Source organism: Roseofilum capinflatum BLCC-M114 (assembly GCF_030068505.1).
In the GTDB taxonomy this organism is placed as follows: Bacteria; Cyanobacteriota; Cyanobacteriia; order Cyanobacteriales; family Desertifilaceae; genus Roseofilum; species Roseofilum capinflatum.
This window is the reverse complement of sequence record NZ_JAQOSO010000078.1, coordinates 1-15,951: the sequence shown is the minus strand read 5'-3', so window position 1 is coordinate 15,951 and position 15,951 is coordinate 1. Positions and strand designations below refer to the sequence as shown.

Below are 15,951 nucleotides of genomic sequence, written 5' to 3'. Positions count from 1 at the left end.
CCTACGTTTTAGGGGTTTCCTTTTACTTTTGGCGGGAACGAATCGCACACTGTTGATTTAAATATACTCATGCAACAAATCTCTCCATAGTTGTGATTAAACCATAACTGACTTCAAATTTCTGAACAGGTAAGGAGGAGATCCCAAACTCCCCCTTACCTAGAGGGTTAACTAAACTACGGCGGTTTCGTGCTGCGCGTGCAGGCGGTCTTTCTTCAACGCTTCCGAGAGACGGTTCAGCGCGTTGACGTAAGCGTGAGCAGAGGCGACTACAATATCCGTATTCGCTGCATGGCCGGAGTATACCCGGTCTTCATGTTGGACGCGGATGGTGACTTCACCGATCGCATCTATCCCCGCAGTTACCGACTGCACGGAGAACTCAATCAGCTTATTCGGCACATTAATCACCCGATTAATCGCCTTATAAATTGCATCCACCGGCCCAGTGCCGATCGCCGCATCCGTCAGCTCTTCCCCTTCCGGAGTCCGTAACGTTACCGTTGCCGTTGGTCGCGAATTGTCTCCACAGGACACCTGTACCAATTCCAACCGGAAGAAGTCTGGGGCTTGTTGAATCTCATCATTGGCGATCGCCTCAATATCCCAGTCGCTGATCTCCTTCTTCTTATCCGCCAACTCCTTAAAGCGCACAAACGCCTTATTTAAATCCGTCTCCGACAACTCAAAACCCAACTCTTGCAGCCGGTTACTGAAGGCATGGCGGCCCGAATGTTTACCCAAAACAATCTGATTTTCGCTCAAACCGATGGACTCAGCATCCATAATTTCATAGGTGAGCTTATTCTTCAGCACCCCATCCTGGTGAATTCCCGACTCATGGGCAAAGGCATTCGCCCCCACAATCGCCTTATTCGGCTGCACCAACATTCCCGTCAAATTCGACACCAACCGCGAACTCTTATAAATTTGCTTCGTATCGATCTGTGTCAGGGGTTCCGTAGACTCCGGAGCGCGGCCAAAGAAGGGATTATAATACTGACGGCGCACATGCAGAGCCATCACCAACTCCTCCAGAGCCGCATTTCCGGCCCGCTCGCCAATGCCATTAATCGTACATTCGAGTTGCCGAGCGCCATTTTCCACTGCCGACAAGAAATTAGCCACTGCCAAACCCAAATCATTATGGCCGTGAACCGAAATAATCGCCTGGTCAATATTGGGCACATTCTCCTTAATGCCGCGAATGAGCGCCCCAAACTCGGCTGGAGTCGTGTATCCCACCGTATCGGGAATATTAACCGTGGTTGCGCCAGCGGCGATCGCCACCTCCAAAATCTGATACAAAAACTCCGGATCAGAGCGTCCCGCATCCTCCGGCGAAAACTCCACATCATCCACAAATGACTTGGCATAAGCCACCATTTCCGGTGCAATTTTCAGCACCTCTTCCCGACTCTTCTTCAGCTTATATTGCAAATGAATATCCGAAGTCGCAATAAACGTATGAATTCGCGGTTTAGCCGCCGGTTTCACCGCATCAGCCGCCGCCTTAATATCCTGGCGCGTTGCTCTCGCCAACCCACAAATCGTTGGCCCCATTTCGGTTCCCACCGTTGCGGCAATCTTCTGCACCGCATCAAAATCCCCCGGACTTGCAAACGGAAAACCGGCCTCAATCACATCTACTCCCAGACGAGCCAGTTGTTTAGCAATCACCAGTTTTTCATCACCATTCAGAGTTGCCCCTGGACATTGTTCGCCGTCGCGGAGAGTGGTATCAAAGATAATGATACGGTCGTGTTGAGGTTGCATAGTCATACAAGCTATTCGACAAAAACAGGTTCATCTCATTTTAGCCCACATTTTAATATATTAGTAATATAGCAAGTCCATTTGAGTTGTGAAATAGAAAAAGCCCTCTCCCTAAATCCCTCTCCCACGGGAGAGTGACTTTTCCCCTTCTCCTGTGGGAGAAGGGGGTAGGGGGATGAGGGGCAATGATTTATAACTCATTTAGAATTGCTATATATGAGGAAATACAAATTATGCCCTATAGTAAATTTACCCTCAGTCGCGCTGTAGAAGATTTTGAACTAACCTTGATTGAAGGCGATCGCTTTTTCCCTAAAATTCAACCCGTCCAACCGACCCCCCTACTCCAAGATATCCTAAAAGAAACCATCCCTTGGGCGATCGCCGTTAGTAGTGAAAAAGCCCGTTCCGAAGGAATTATTAACCCCGTTTTGTTGGAAGTAAAACGTCAACTGAAAGGACAAATCAGTGTTTTTTCGGGTGAAGAGTTTACCGTACAACCGGAAGTAGATTTAACCGGATATGTAGATTTTTTGATTAGTCGTTCCCCTGAACAATTGTTCATTAAAGCTCCTGCTGTTGTGTTAGTCGAAGCCAAAAAAGAAGACCTCAAACCTGCTTTAGGTCAGTGTTTAGCTGAGATGGTCGCTGCTCAACGGTTTAACCAACAAAAACAACAAGCGATCGCCACAATTTATGGGACTGTCACCAGTGGAACGGTGTGGCGGTTTTTAAAGCTCGAAGGACAATCTGTTACCATTGATTTAACCGATTATCCATTACCCCCCGTTGAGCAAATTTTAGGATTTCTAATGTGGATGGTGCAGCAAGGGTAAAGTTTCACTGTAAGCATTCACCGTCAGCTATCAGTCATCAGCTAGGGACGTAGCATACTACGTCCCTACAGGTTTTATAGCGCTGCCCGCTAGGGAATAGGGAATAGGGAATAGGGTCAGAGAATGGGATCAGCCCTGGCTATAACGAAAGATATCGAACAAGCTATTCATGCCGTTTTCCAGGATTTGTAAATACTATAGCGCTTCGCGCTATAGATAGGGATTAGAGCGGTTAACTCAATTGGCCCAACAACACATGCTATAGATCGGTTTTCTCAATTAACGGTCGGATATCATTGAGATCGATATAACGGTCTGTTGCATTTCTCAGTTCCCTAGCAATCATTCCCTCCGTGGAAACGACGGTAATATGGGTACTTTTAGAGCGCAACAACTCGATCGCCCGTTCAAAGTCCCCATCCCCACTAAATAAGATCACCCGGTCATATTGCTCTACCGTATTAAACATATCAATAACAATTTCTATATCTAAATTCGCTTTCTGGGAATAGCGCCCCGAATGGTCATCATAATATTCCTTCAGAATTTTTGTGCGTACCGTATAACCCAAACTAATCAGAGCATCTCGAAATCCTCTTTGATCTTGGGGATCTTTAATTCCCGTATACCAAAAGGCATTGGCTAGATCCATTTCTTCCTTGCCAGCAAAGTATTCTAAAACCCGTTTAGGATCGAAAAACCAGCCATTTTTTTGTTGGGCATAGAACATATTGTTTCCATCGACAAAGATTGATACACGATTTTTATTTTTATATCCCATAAAATGTTAGTCCTAAAAGATTTGAGATGCATAACAGATGATTAACGGTCGGCAGAGGTGCTAACCGTTCAAAGAAAAAACCCACCCCATCCAGTCTGGCCATTGAAACCTCTTCTGGGGGGCACTATTGAGCATTAGAGTAAACAGTTCAGGAGTACATTAAATCCTGAAAATCGAGTCAATAGAATTGAGGGTAAAAATTGAGTTGTAAGGGTTTTAATAGAAAAAACAAAGCGATAAACTCGCCTAAAATTCATACAAGAATAATGAGACTCAATCGATTCGAGAAGTATCTCTAATCTGATTTCGGTCTCTAAATTCTGGTTCTATTATGACAGAAAGTCTTAGCTTTTGCTCAAGAGTTTTGTCAGGAGTTGGGAAATTCTGTAGCGATGGGGTGTTCGCCATAGGAACACCAATCACTCCAACTACCAGCATAGAGTTTTTCGTGGGGTCTTCCCGCTAGAGCCAGGGAAAATAAGTTAACACAAGCGGTAACTCCGGAACCGCAGTATACCCAGAATTCTGAATCAGCCGGATAGGTCTGCCAGAGGGTTTGGTGGTAGCTAGTCGGTTGCGTTGCTCCTGACTCGGTGGTGATCTCTTGCCACGGGTGATTAACCGCTCCAGGAATATGACCCGCTACGGGATCGATGGGTTCGGTTTTGCCGATGTATCGGTCATAGCCTCTGGAGTCTACTAGAATAACATCGGGTCTTTCTCCTAATTGCTTAATCGCTTCACAATCGACCACCCAATCCGATTGCATCTCAGGGGTAAAGACTCCTGGCTGTTTGGCCACCCCCGGCTCTTGACTGGTGGGATATTCAGCCTCTTGCCAGCCTTTCCAACCCCCATCTAAAATCGCCACTTGCTCATGACCCAGATAGCGCAGCAACCACCAACAGCGAGAGGCAAAGGCCATCCGGGAGTTATCATAGGCAACGACTAAAGTCTCTCTTGACTTAATGCCCAATTGAGCGAGTTTAGCTGCCAATTTTTCTGTATCGGGTAAGGGGTGACGACCTCCATGGGTTTGTACGGGGCTGGATAAGTCTTCATTGAGGTGGAGGTAAAAGGCTCCAGGAATATGACCCGCTTCATATTCTTCTCGCCCTTGCTCCGGGTTAGCCAGGGAGAAACGGCAATCGATAACGACGACTTGAGGATTTTCTAGGTGTTCGGATAACCACTGTGGAGAAACGAGCAGGGATGGAAATGTCATAATCAATTAATAATTAACAATTAACAATTAACAATTGGGTCTGGGTTGGGGGCAAATTGGTTCGTTACGAGGCCGATGTTTAATTTACCGCGATCGGGGAGTCTCCAGCAAGGGGACGCGGGAGGATGCGGGGATGGGGAGGATGGGGGGGGATTGCCTTTTGCCTTTTGCCTTTTGCCTTTTGCCTTTTGCCTTTTGCCTATTCCCTATTCCCTATTCCCTATTCCCTTATGACTCAAACCTCTTCTTTTACTCCTCAACCTACGGGTGATGGATCTTGGACATTTTTTTCCCCGGAATTTGGGGAATTGTTTCACTCCCATCATGGAGCGAAGCAGGAAGCGAAAAAGAAGTTTGTGGAACCGACTCGACTGGCACAGCAAGCGGTGAAGGGTGAGGTGTGTTTGCTCGATATCTGCTATGGACTGGGCTACAATAGCGCCAGCGCTCTAGAAACTGTGTGGTCGGCTAATCCCCGGTGTGAGGTGAGTTGGGTGGGATTGGAATTGGATCGACGGGTAGCAGAAATGGCGATCGCCCACAATTTCCACCACAATTGGCCCCATCCCATTAACCACATTTTGCCCCAACTGGCCAGCACGGGAAGAGCCACCACGCCCCAATTTACGGGCATACTCCACATCGGTGACGCTCGCCAAACCCTAGGTTCTGTCCTTGCCGAAGGCTTCCAAGCGGATGCCATTTTCCTCGATCCCTTTTCACCCCCCACCTGTCCCCAACTCTGGAGTGTGGAGTTTTTAGCATTAGTTGCCCAAGTCCTAAAACCGGAGGGTTATCTGGCGACTTATTCCTGTGCGGCTGCGGTTCGCGCTGCTTTGAGGTTAGCTGGATTGGCGATCGGAACGACTACGCCAGTGGGCAGAAAATCCCCAGGAACCCTGGCCCGATTTGGCTCAGACGATCTGATCCCTTTATCGGAGAAAGAGGAGGAACACCTGCAAACTCGCGCCGCTATTCCCTATCGAGACCCTAGATTAACCGATACGCCAGATGTGATTCACCAGCGCCGACAACAGGAGCAACAAACCAGCACCCTAGAGCCAAGTTCCCACTGGAAAAAGCGTTGGGCTTAATGCTGGTCATTGTTAATTGTTAATTGTTCATTGTTCATTGTTCATTGTTCATTAAACCCAATTTCTCTAAAACGGGTTCGGTGGAAACCACATGACGCTCTAAGCCCAAGTCTTGGGGAGAGAGTCCCAGAGCTAAACCAACTAACTGGGGTAAATGGAGAACAGGTAAACCCAAAGGCTGCTCAACGACTCGCGCAACTTCCGGTTGCCTAGAGTCTAGATTGAGGTGACAGAGGGGACAGGGGGTAACTAAACAATCGGCTCCAGAGGCGATCGCCTCTTGTAAATGGCCTCCCGCCATCTTAAACGACTCGGTAGTGGCATAACTAGAAATCGGCCAACCACAACATTGAGTCCGTCCCCGATAATAAACCGGAGTCGCCCCCACCGCCTCAAACAGGTTTTCCATCGACTGGGGATTATGGGGATTTTCCCAAGCCGTGTCCTGTCCGCGCAACAGATAACAGCCATAAAACGCCGCACACTTTAAGCCCTTCAGGGAACGACTCACTCGCTTCTGAATCGCCTCTAGACCATAATCAGACACCAATACCCAGAGTAAATGCTTGACTGCGGTTGAGCCTTGGTATGGGCTACATCCCTGCTGTTTCAGCAACCCATTCACCTGTTGCAAATACTCTGGATTCTCCTCTTGAGCGTGCTTTAAGCGCTCATCCACATGGCCAATCACCCCCTGACAAGTGCTGCAATGGGTCAATAAGGGTAAATTAAGTTCCTCTGCCAAGGCAATATTACGCGCATTGACGGAATCCTCTAGAAGCTGTGAATCTTCCTTAAACGTGCCTGAACCACAACAAGAGGCTTTTTTAAGTTCCAACAACTCAATACCTAGAGCTTCGGCGATCGCCCCCGTAGATTGATATAACTCTCGACAAGCACCTTGGGCAACACAGCCAGGAAAATAAGCATATTTCAGGGAAGATTGGAGGGATGATGTAACCATGGAGTGTTCTCTATTCACACAACAACAGACCTCTAACACTGTATCGCTCTGGCAACCCACTCGACGAATCTTCAGGGAAAGTTAAGGTCTACAGCACGACTCATCCAGGTTTGAGCCTCATCTTTTCCTCCCTAGCCACTCTCCTTGCCTCGAACTCAATCTAGCCAGGGTCAAAACTGATAACAAAATTATCTGCAACGTAACCCTTTCCGATAAGATCAAAAAATGCTTAGAATAATAAGTTGCACAGTAAATCTGTTAAGCCCATCAATTAAGGAAGAAATTTAACCATGTCAGATTCAACGTTCGAGAAAGTTAAAAAAATTGTTGCCGAGCAGCTTGGAGTAGACGCGGAGACGATCAAACCCGAATCCAGCTTTGCTGAAGACTTAGGGGCTGACTCCCTAGATACGGTAGAGCTAGTCATGGCTCTAGAGGAAGAGTTTGATACTGAAATTCCCGATGAAGCTGCCGAAAAAATTGCTACAGTCCAAGCGGCTGTAGACTACATCGAAAAACAAGGAACTCCCGCCTAAATCTGACCTTACCGATCGCTAACGAAAGTCTTTCGTCCTTTGTCCTTTGTCCAGATGGCAAGTGACGAATGGCAAATGACGAATGACGCAAGTTTTAAGAAGAACCCATGACAAATTTGGAACCAAAACGAGTAGTTGTCACCGGACTCGGAGCAATTACTTCCATAGGAAATACTCTAAAAGACTATTGGGATGCCTTACTACAGGGCAAAAGTGGTATTGGCCGGATTACTCATTTTGACCCCTCTAACCATGTCTGTCAGATTGCTGGGGAAGTAAAGAATTTTGATCCCCACGAGTATTTGGATCGCAAAGAGGCCAAACGAATGGATCGCTTTGCCCAATTTGCTGTATCTGCCAGTCAGCAAACCCTGAAAGATGCTCACTTTGAGATTACGGATTTGAATGCCCATCAAGTCGGTGTCATTATTGGGACAGGAGTAGGTGGAATAAAAGTCCTCGAAGATCAACAAGAAACTTACTTAACCAAAGGGGCAAAAAAGTGTAGTCCCTTCATGATTCCCATGATGATTGCCAATATGGCCGCTGGGCTAACCGCGATTCATACGGGAGCAAAAGGGCCCAATTCTTGCACGGTAACGGCCTGTGCAGCCGGTTCCCATGCCATTGGCGATGCCTTTAGACTGATCCAACAAGGCTATGCCCAGGCCATGATTTGTGGCGGTTCAGAAGCAGCCGTTACCCCTTTATCCGTCGCCGGATTTTCTAGTGCTAGAGCCTTATCCACTCGTAATGATGAGCCAAGTCGGGCTTCTCGTCCATTCGATCGAGACCGAGATGGGTTTGTCATGGGAGAAGGAGCCGGAATTCTTTTACTTGAAGAATTGGAACATGCTCTTAGGCGCAATGCCAGAATTTATGCAGAAATGGTCGGTTATGGAATGACCTGTGATGCTTATCATATGACGGCTCCGGTTCCAGGAGGAGAAGGAGCAGCCAGGGCCATTTCCCTCGCCTTAAAAGATGGTGGAATTACTCCCGATCGAGTCAGTTATATCAATGCCCATGGAACCAGTACCACAGCTAATGATTCCACGGAAACCCAAGCGGTGAAAACTGCATTAGGGGAAGCGGCTCATCAAATTGCGATGAGTTCAACTAAATCTATGACGGGACACTTATTGGGCGGTTCAGGGGGAATAGAAGCGGTAGCCACAGTGAAGGCGATCGCCGAAGATCATGTCCCCCCCACCATTAATTTAGAAAACCCTGACCTAGAAAATGGGTGTGACCTGGACTATGTAGCCAACCATTCCCGGAAAATGCCCGTAGAGGTGGCCCTATCCAACTCCTTTGGTTTTGGGGGGCATAACGTAACCCTGGTGTTCCGTAAATATCGTTCCTAAACCTTGCACATAACCTAAATTGATTGCCCATCGATCCCCCTAATGGGAACATGGGTGTAGACCCTGGGCTAATCCCAAGCCCTTGAACTTGGAGACCATTCACCAAGTCCAGCCTCTGTACAACAGTATAATCAGCAAAGAACTATGGCCGTTGCAACCCAATCCGTTGAACAACTCTGTATTAACTCGATCCGCTTTCTAGCCATTGATGCCGTTGAGAAAGCCAAATCGGGTCACCCTGGCTTACCCATGGGAGCTGCTCCCATGGCGTTTGTGCTGTGGGATCAATTCATGCGGTTTAATCCCAAAAATCCGAACTGGGTGAACCGCGATCGCTTTGTCCTCTCCGCCGGTCATGGGTGTATGCTTCAGTATGCCCTGCTACACTTGACGGGCTATGACCAAGTGACCTTAGAAAGCTTACAACAATTCCGTCAATGGGGTTCAATTACTCCCGGACACCCAGAAAACTTTGAAACCGAAGGCGTAGAAGTGACCACTGGCCCCCTAGGACAAGGGATTGCCAATGGGGTCGGTCTGGCCATGGCAGAAGCTCACTTAGCCGCTAAATTCAATAAACCGGACGCTCAACTGATTGACCATTACACTTATGTCATCATGGGTGACGGATGTAACATGGAAGGAGTATCAGGGGAAGCCTGTTCCTTAGCTGGACACTTAGGACTGGGTAAACTGATTGCCTTCTATGACGATAACCACATTTCCATTGATGGTCATACCGATATCTCCTTCACCGAAGATGTAGGCAAACGATTTGAAGCCTATGGTTGGCATGTGCAGCATGTGGCCGATGGCAATACGGATTTAGAGGCGATCGCCGCCGCCATCCAAGCCGCCAAAGACGTAACCGATAAACCCTCCCTGATTAAAGTCACCACCACCATTGGCTACGGTTCCCCCAATAAAGCCAATACCCACGGTGTCCACGGAGCGGCCCTAGGCGGCGATGAAGTACAAGCCACCCGCGACCATCTGGGTTGGTCTTATCCTCCCTTCGAGATTCCCTCTGAGCCTCTCGCTCGCTTCCGTCAAGCCATCGATAAAGGAGCCAGTGCCGAAGCGGAATGGAATCAAACCTTCGCCACCTACAAAACCAAATATCCCCAAGAAGCCGCCGAATTTGAGCGCATTACCTCCGGAACCTTACCGGACGGTTGGGCTGATGCTCTGCCGAGCTACACCCCAGAAGATGGGGGCATGGCCACCCGTAAACACAGCTATACCGTCCTCAATGCCCTGGCTCCTGTCCTGCCCGAATTAATCGGCGGCTCGGCGGACTTAGCTCCCTCCAACTTAACCCTGATGAAAGTCTCTGGAGACTTCCAAAAAGGACAATACGAGAACCGGAACCTACGGTTTGGGGTACGGGAACATGGCATGGGAGCTATCTGTAATGCGATCGCCCTGCACAAAACCGGACTCATTCCCTACGGGGCAACCTTCCTGGTGTTTACCGACTACATGCGGGCTGCCATTCGCCTCTCTGCCCTCTCCCAAGCGGGAGTCATTTGGGTAATGACCCACGACTCCATTGCCCTGGGAGAAGACGGCCCCACCCACCAACCCGTAGAAACCGTAGCTTCTCTACGAGCCATTCCCAACCTGTTGGTCATGCGTCCAGCCGATGGAAATGAAGTATCGGGAGCCTATAAAGTCGCGATCGAAAACCGCGATCGCCCCACCCTATTAGCCCTCACCCGTCAGAATGTCCCCAACCTTCAGGGTAGCGGAATTGACAAAGTAAGCAAGGGTGGATATATTCTATCCGACTGTGAAGGAACTCCCGACCTAATACTCATCGGTACAGGCAGTGAAGTTTCCCTCTGCGTAAAAGCATCGGAACAACTGAGCGCTGAAGGTAAAAAAGTGCGCGTCGTTTCCCTGCCCTGCTGGAAACTCTTTGATGAGCAAGACGAAGCCTATCGCGAATCCGTATTACCCAAAGCCGTCACCAAACGCTTGGCCGTCGAAGCCGGAACGAGCTTTGGTTGGCATCGCTATCTGGGTTCAGAAGGCGATATGGTGAGCATTGACCGCTTTGGTGCTTCCTCTCCCGGTGGTACAGCCATGGAAAAATTTGGCTTTACCGTGGAGAATGTGGTCGCTCGTGCCAAGGCCCTCGGATAGTCTCTCATGGCAGGGTTGACCCTGCCGAATCCCCCATCAGGAAGAAAGATTTGACTTCTTTCTTCCTGTCTTTCCTTTGATCTGAACTGACGGTTGTGCAGGCATCAGGACAAACCAATGACTCAAGACACCTGGGGACTGCTCCTCAAAGTCCTATCCACATCTGTACTGATTTCTGTGGCGATTAAGTATGGAGGCAGTTGGCTTCCCCTAGGGGCTACCTCCATCAGTGCCCTGACGTTAATTCTCTTGCCGACCCTAGTGATGTTGGCGATTTTTAGCGGGCGAGGCTTCCCTTAATCCTGCTCTTGAGGGTTTGTTCTTAGCCATTAGGGGCAAAATTTTGTGCTAATGAAGAATAAGCCGGTATTCTAGAGTTAGAGCGAATTATCCATGCAGATTATAATTCGTACTTAACTCTCTGTGCGATCGCTCAAACCGGTGTTAGAGGCGTTGGGCCTGGCTCCGGGATCAGCTAAAATCTGCCCCAGGAGGGAATCTCTATCAAACCGTCTCGCTCAACGGCCCTCGCCCATTCTCTTCCTCTGATAGGAGTCAACTAGCAGCGCCCATGTTTATTCTCAAACGGCAGGATGTTGAACTATCCAAAGTTCAGCACCCCAGCGCAGAACAACCCATCCCCATCCTTACCTATCAGGGACAAACCTATCGCCTGCTCAAAGTATTTGAATCCCATCAAGCAGAAGAAGCGAAAGCCCTGTGGCGGGATTTAATTGACAATAAAGGGAAAGTCTCTGTATTACTCCAAGAACCGGAACGTCATAGTGTTTGGGGTAAAATTCGCCTCGATCAACTCGGTGGAGAAGGCTCAAGTTCCGATCAGGCTCTGCCGTTCCTGTTCACTCAAGGGTGTTTTTTAATGGCCCAAGCCGTGGCGATCGACATTGAAGACCTCTTGGGGCCCAAACAAGCGAAATCCTTTGAAAAAAGCCTGACTGAAGTCTTTCGACAATGGAATTTACCCCATGCTGACTCGGAGCCTACTATTGTACAACTAATCACAGTTGATCCCTTAGAAGATGGCTTCCCCACTAACGCTTGGAAAGAAGTAGATCTGAGTAACTTTTTGCGGGAAGTCCATCGCTTAGGAAAAGAATACTTTGGTAATACCAGTTTTACCGTGGGAGCTATGGAAGTTTTAGAGGATTTGCCAGATGGCGATCGCCAGCCCTTTATGAAGTGGCTGCAACAATCTGGATTAGGCAAAGTCTGGCAAAGCTAACAAAAACTCTCGCGATCTAGGGATCAATGACCTCAATTTAACTTAAGATGATGTCAATAACCCCTCAAACCTGCTAACCTTGGGGTTTACCTCCAGCGGCCAAAACCTGTCATTGTTCAGGGAATCTTTATGAGTAGTTCTGCCCAAAAATCATCAAAATCTATCCTAACCACCCAATCCATTATCTTAGCTGGAATTACTTGGGGTATCCTTTCTCTGCTCTTCTTCCTGCTCTTTAGTGCTAACCCCCCAGATTGGTATTCCCCCCTAACCTACATTTTTGGATTTGTCAGTAACCTAGCAGCAGCCTTTCTGTGCTTTAGAAACTGGCAAAGCCCTCAAATCGTCAGCGGCCGCAGTGTTTGGCTCGGTATTGGTCTAGGAATGTTCTTTTATTTCCTGGGCGATATCCTCTTTGGTGTATGGGAGCTAGGATTTAATCAAGACCCCGCCGTATCTCCGGCTGACTTTTTCTATGTGATTTCCTACATTTGTCTGTCAGTGGGTATGTTTTTGGCCGTCACCACTCGACGACTGAATCTGGAACCGAAACAATGGATGATTGTGGCCGGCATTTTCCTCACTTCAACCTTGTTAGCCGTTTGGTTGTCTTTACCGACCCCCATGAATGAAGAAGCCCCCGCCTCAGAGCCAACGGCTGAAGTGGTGGCCGAAGCGCCTGCGGCTACCCCCTCAGAAGAGGAGCCAACGGCCCCACAAGTCGTGCTAAAAATGGAAGAGCAGCTACAACCGCTAGAACCGTTTGTGACTTTGCTCTATACCATGTTGGATGTACTGCTCTTAATTGCGGCAAGCACCGTATTATTAGCCTTTTGGGGCGGAAGAACCTCCCAATCTTGGCGGATGATTGCTGCGGCTGCCTTTTGTCTCTATATCGCTGATATGTGGTTTAAGTATGCTATTGCTCGCGTACCAGACTATGAGAGTGGTGGACTTCTAGAAATTTTTTGGATCTTTAGCCCTATTCTATTTGGAATTGGTGCAGCCCTAGAATTTGACTTGTCTACTCGCTCAACTCGCCGGAGTCGTAGACGCGGATCGAGTTAGTGCGATGGACTGGTGTGGAAAATCAGTTTCCTTTCCAGCCCTTGATTCGGTATTGTGGAAAAGAGATCGTTCTTACAAGCAACGACTTGGTGTTCTCCTACTGTATTGTCTGCCCTCATGTAGTCTTATGTCTCCAAGAAAACTAACAGAATCGGAAAAAGTCGATATCATCAAAACCTATCGTGAGACAGTAGAGACCACTTCAACATTGGCAACTCGCTACAGTGTTAGTAATTCTACGATTAGTCGGTTACTCAAGGCCCGTCTACCCGCAGCCGAATATGAGAGTTTGGTACAGCAAAAACGGGCGGCTGCTGGTAAGGGAAAAATGCCCAGTGCCTCCAGTGAGACCTCATCTAAACCGACTCAATCTGCTCAACCGGAGGTGCAGAAGGTGGAACCTAGTATTTCCGGATCGGATGAGACTCCTCAACTGGAGGAAGAGCAGGGGTTATCTCCAGAGCGGCGACCTAAACTCCGCACCCGCTCCGAGACTTCTACCGAGAGCCAGGAACGGGTGTCTCACCCTTCCATACCTGGGTTGACTCTTCTGCGCTCCGATCTCGACTCCGATGAGGGGGATGAGGATGAGGATGAGTATTATGCCCAAGCGAGTACGTTACGGGAATTACTCGGAGAAGATTTGGATGAGGAAGATCTCGATGAGGATGAAGAGGACGATGAGGATGAGGATGAGTATTACGAAAGTGGTCGATTTGCTCTCCATGGTGGTATCCCTGCCCAAGTAGAGGTGCTACCCCTCTCAGAAGCGGCTTTGCCGAGAATTTGTTATTTGGTGATCGATCGCGGAGCAGAGTTGATTACTCGTCCTCTCAAAGAGTTTGGAGAGTTGGGAGACATTCCTTCTTCGGAGGTGGGTGAACGAACCTTACCGGTGTTCGATAATCATCGGGTGGCTCGCCGGTTTTCTCGGCGCAGCCAGAGGGTGATTAAGGTTCCCGATAGCCGCATGTTACCGAAGACCCGTCCTTATTTGTATGCGAAGGGGATTACCCGGTTATTGTTTGATGGCCAGGTCTATGCTTTGGATCGCAATTAATCCCACCTTGAGTCATCTAGCTCCTTGGGTTCAGTGAAGGGGGAGGGGCGATCCTGCTGGTTCCCCCAGGGCACAATCAGAAGACCGGCAAGCAGTCCTAAAGATGCGCTGAAGGCCAAGAGAATGCCAATGGGGATCTGTACGGACTCAAAAAGGAGAAATTTGAGGGATATGGGGGTGGCATTCTGAACGGAGAGAATGGCGATCGCACTAATCCAAATACTCAGAAGCAGACTCAGGCTGAGATGACGGGCTATCATAGGTGGAGTCAAGATCAACAAGGGGACGTTTTTTAAGGGATTATACAGCGCCTTGGGCGATACGGTATTGTTCTCTGCTGTTGCTATTTTAAGATGACTTCCAGAGCGCAATTCCGCCTAAAAGTCCATTAATGTTAGCAACAATACTGACATTTTTGGGGAGTTTCAAGTCTACTTTTTTGGCTTCTCCTCCCCCTAAATAGAGATGATCGTAGTTAAAGAGGTGTTCGAGTTTGGCGATCGCCTTTTTTAAGCGCTTATTCCATTTTTTTGTCCCAATTTTCTCTAGGGCGGCTCGTCCCAATTGTTGCTCGTAGGTTTGTTTTTTACGGAAAGGATGATGGCCCCCTTCTAGGTTAGGAACCAGTTTTCCATCCACAAATAAGGCCGTTCCAAAGCCGGTTCCCAGGGTGATCACCACTTCTACCCCTTCACCGGAAATGGCTCCAAAGCCTTGAATATCGGCATCATTAGCCACCCGTACCGGTTTACCGAGAGATTCTGAGAGGGTAGAAGCAAGGTCAAATTCGACCCAATCAGAATGTAGGTTAGCCGCAGTATAAACAATACCGTGGCGAACAACTCCGGGAAAGCCCACAGAGACCCGATCGAAGGCTCCTGCTTGTTCAGCTAAAGCGGCGATCGCCCCCAATACGGATGCGGGTTTAGGGGGTTTAGGAGTCTGCACCCGCAGGCGATCGCCCATAGGATGACCTTTACGATCCAAAACCATTGCCTTAATCCCACTGCCGCCAATATCAATGGCTAAAGTACGATCCGTTGATTTCGATTTTGCCATAGTTTCCCATTCCATTTAGAAACATTTCCGATAAAATAAAACTCCGATCGCACCCAATTGTCTTTGTTCCCCATGTCTGAACCCCTGCCCTCAAAACCCGTGAGCGTTTGGCACTATAAACCCTGGTGGTGTCAACCCTGGTCTATCATTTTAACCGGAGTTACGGCGATCGCCCTGAGTTGGCTTATTTTCCATCGCTGGTGGTTTTCCCTGATTGTCTCCCTACCCATACTCGCTTGGATGGGCTATTTTATCCTCATTTGGCCCAAACTCATCCAACAGAGCGGGCTATTACCCCTCGATCCCCCTGTGGATCAATCTCAAACTTAGGGAGCTTTGGTAAAAATGGAGTGAATGGTTTACGCTTAACGTTAGCACGGCACGCGATCGGGAGGACTCGGTTACGCAGAATACTCGTCTAAATGAACTCATCAACGTTTTGAGTCGGGAAGTCGCTAGGGTATTACGCAATCCTTGGCGGCGCTTATCTTTGCTGACCATTAGTTTTTTATTCGGTTTTTTCCTCGGTACAGCCCTCTCCACGATCGCCGGTCAACGGGCAGAACAGGATATCCTGGTGGCAGCGATTTTAGTGATTTTGATTGAAGTCTTAAATCGCCTTATTTATGGCTCTAAGCTCTGGAGTCAAGATCACCTCTGGCGAGATGTCATCAATGGCTTGAAAATTGGCTTAGTGTATAGTTTATTTGTTGAAGCCTTTAAGTTAGGCTCTTGAGTGATGGGGAATAGGGAATGGGGAATGGGGAATGGGGAATAGGGAATGGGGAATGGGG

General features: G+C 48.4%; 18 protein-coding genes. 12 read left to right on the top strand and 6 right to left on the bottom strand.

The features are described 5' to 3' along the window. Positions 1-171 precede the first annotated feature (171 nt). Positions 172-1,776: a 2-isopropylmalate synthase gene (locus tag PMG25_RS13480; RefSeq protein ID WP_430540965.1), complete on the bottom strand. Its 1,605-nt coding sequence runs from the start codon at positions 1,774-1,776 to the stop codon at positions 172-174. A 233-nt stretch (positions 1,777-2,009) separates the two neighbouring features. Between PMG25_RS13480 and PMG25_RS13475 the strand changes: the two genes are divergently transcribed. Beyond that, complete coding sequence (locus PMG25_RS13475; protein ID WP_283767419.1) at positions 2,010-2,612, top strand: hypothetical protein; 603 nt, start codon at positions 2,010-2,012, stop codon at positions 2,610-2,612. Positions 2,613-2,871: 259 nt separating this feature from the next. On the opposite strand, the gene PMG25_RS13470 is transcribed toward PMG25_RS13475, so the two are convergent. Beyond that, the gene (locus tag PMG25_RS13470; protein ID WP_283761109.1) at positions 2,872-3,393 is read right to left on the bottom strand and encodes a LabA-like NYN domain-containing protein; all 522 of its coding nucleotides are present in this window, start codon (positions 3,391-3,393) and stop codon (positions 2,872-2,874) included. 367 nt (positions 3,394-3,760) lie between these two features. Next, on the bottom strand, positions 3,761-4,618 hold the full coding sequence (locus PMG25_RS13465; protein WP_283767418.1) for a sulfurtransferase: 858 nt from the start codon (positions 4,616-4,618) through the stop codon (positions 3,761-3,763). A gap of 75 nt (positions 4,619-4,693) precedes the next feature. Here PMG25_RS13465 and PMG25_RS13460 point away from each other — a divergent pair, with 75 nt between their 5' ends. Both PMG25_RS13460 and PMG25_RS13455 read left to right on the top strand, forming a co-directional pair. Continuing rightward, the gene (locus PMG25_RS13460) at positions 4,694-4,852 is read left to right on the top strand and encodes a hypothetical protein (protein WP_283767417.1); all 159 of its coding nucleotides are present in this window, start codon (positions 4,694-4,696) and stop codon (positions 4,850-4,852) included. After that, on the top strand, positions 4,849-5,712 hold the full coding sequence (locus tag PMG25_RS13455; RefSeq protein WP_283767416.1) for a tRNA (5-methylaminomethyl-2-thiouridine)(34)-methyltransferase MnmD: 864 nt from the start codon (positions 4,849-4,851) through the stop codon (positions 5,710-5,712). The genes PMG25_RS13460 and PMG25_RS13455 overlap by 4 nt, the downstream gene beginning before the upstream one ends. Positions 5,713-5,746: 34 nt before the next feature. On the opposite strand, the gene PMG25_RS13450 is transcribed toward PMG25_RS13455, so the two are convergent. Continuing rightward, a complete protein-coding gene (locus PMG25_RS13450; RefSeq protein WP_283767415.1) occupies positions 5,747-6,676 on the bottom strand; it encodes a CoB--CoM heterodisulfide reductase iron-sulfur subunit B family protein in 930 nt (309 codons plus the stop codon). Between the two features lie 290 nt (positions 6,677-6,966). On the opposite strand from PMG25_RS13450, the gene acpP reads away from it, so the two are divergent. From acpP to PMG25_RS13415, 7 genes are all read left to right on the top strand, one after another. Continuing rightward, positions 6,967-7,212 (top strand): acyl carrier protein, encoded by a 246-nt coding sequence (gene acpP, locus PMG25_RS13445; RefSeq protein WP_283767414.1) that lies wholly within the window; start codon positions 6,967-6,969, stop codon positions 7,210-7,212. 107 nt (positions 7,213-7,319) lie between these two features. After that, the gene (gene fabF, locus PMG25_RS13440; protein WP_283767413.1) at positions 7,320-8,579 is read left to right on the top strand and encodes a beta-ketoacyl-ACP synthase II; all 1,260 of its coding nucleotides are present in this window, start codon (positions 7,320-7,322) and stop codon (positions 8,577-8,579) included. Between the two features lie 144 nt (positions 8,580-8,723). Further along, positions 8,724-10,727, top strand: coding sequence for a transketolase (tkt, locus tag PMG25_RS13435; RefSeq protein WP_283767412.1), 2,004 nt, complete (start codon positions 8,724-8,726; stop codon positions 10,725-10,727). A gap of 117 nt (positions 10,728-10,844) precedes the next feature. Continuing rightward, entirely contained in the window at positions 10,845-11,027 is a 183-nt protein-coding gene (locus tag PMG25_RS13430; protein WP_283767411.1) for a hypothetical protein, read from the top strand. A gap of 271 nt (positions 11,028-11,298) precedes the next feature. Continuing rightward, positions 11,299-11,970, top strand: a complete 672-nt coding sequence (locus tag PMG25_RS13425; protein ID WP_283767410.1) for an Npun_F0813 family protein — start codon at positions 11,299-11,301, stop codon at positions 11,968-11,970. A gap of 129 nt (positions 11,971-12,099) precedes the next feature. Beyond that, a complete protein-coding gene (locus PMG25_RS13420; RefSeq protein WP_283767409.1) occupies positions 12,100-13,038 on the top strand; it encodes a hypothetical protein in 939 nt (312 codons plus the stop codon). Positions 13,039-13,165: 127 nt separating this feature from the next. Next, entirely contained in the window at positions 13,166-14,098 is a 933-nt protein-coding gene (locus PMG25_RS13415) for a hypothetical protein (RefSeq protein ID WP_283767408.1), read from the top strand. Here PMG25_RS13415 and PMG25_RS13410 read toward each other — a convergent pair. Both PMG25_RS13410 and PMG25_RS13405 read right to left on the bottom strand, forming a co-directional pair. Further along, on the bottom strand, positions 14,095-14,358 hold the full coding sequence (locus tag PMG25_RS13410) for a lipopolysaccharide assembly protein LapA domain-containing protein (protein ID WP_283767407.1): 264 nt from the start codon (positions 14,356-14,358) through the stop codon (positions 14,095-14,097). The two genes, PMG25_RS13415 and PMG25_RS13410, sit on opposite strands and share 4 nt — an antisense overlap. A gap of 88 nt (positions 14,359-14,446) precedes the next feature. Beyond that, entirely contained in the window at positions 14,447-15,157 is a 711-nt protein-coding gene (locus PMG25_RS13405) for an ROK family protein (protein ID WP_283767406.1), read from the bottom strand. A 72-nt stretch (positions 15,158-15,229) separates the two neighbouring features. Here PMG25_RS13405 and PMG25_RS13400 point away from each other — a divergent pair, with 72 nt between their 5' ends. Next, positions 15,230-15,487 carry a DUF6737 family protein gene (locus tag PMG25_RS13400; protein WP_283767405.1) on the top strand — a complete coding sequence of 86 codons (258 nt, stop codon included), beginning with the start codon at positions 15,230-15,232 and terminating at the stop codon, positions 15,485-15,487. A 109-nt stretch (positions 15,488-15,596) separates the two neighbouring features. Beyond that, positions 15,597-15,893, top strand: coding sequence for a DUF565 domain-containing protein (locus PMG25_RS13395; RefSeq protein WP_283767404.1), 297 nt, complete (start codon positions 15,597-15,599; stop codon positions 15,891-15,893). The last annotated feature ends 58 nt before the right edge of the window (positions 15,894-15,951 follow it).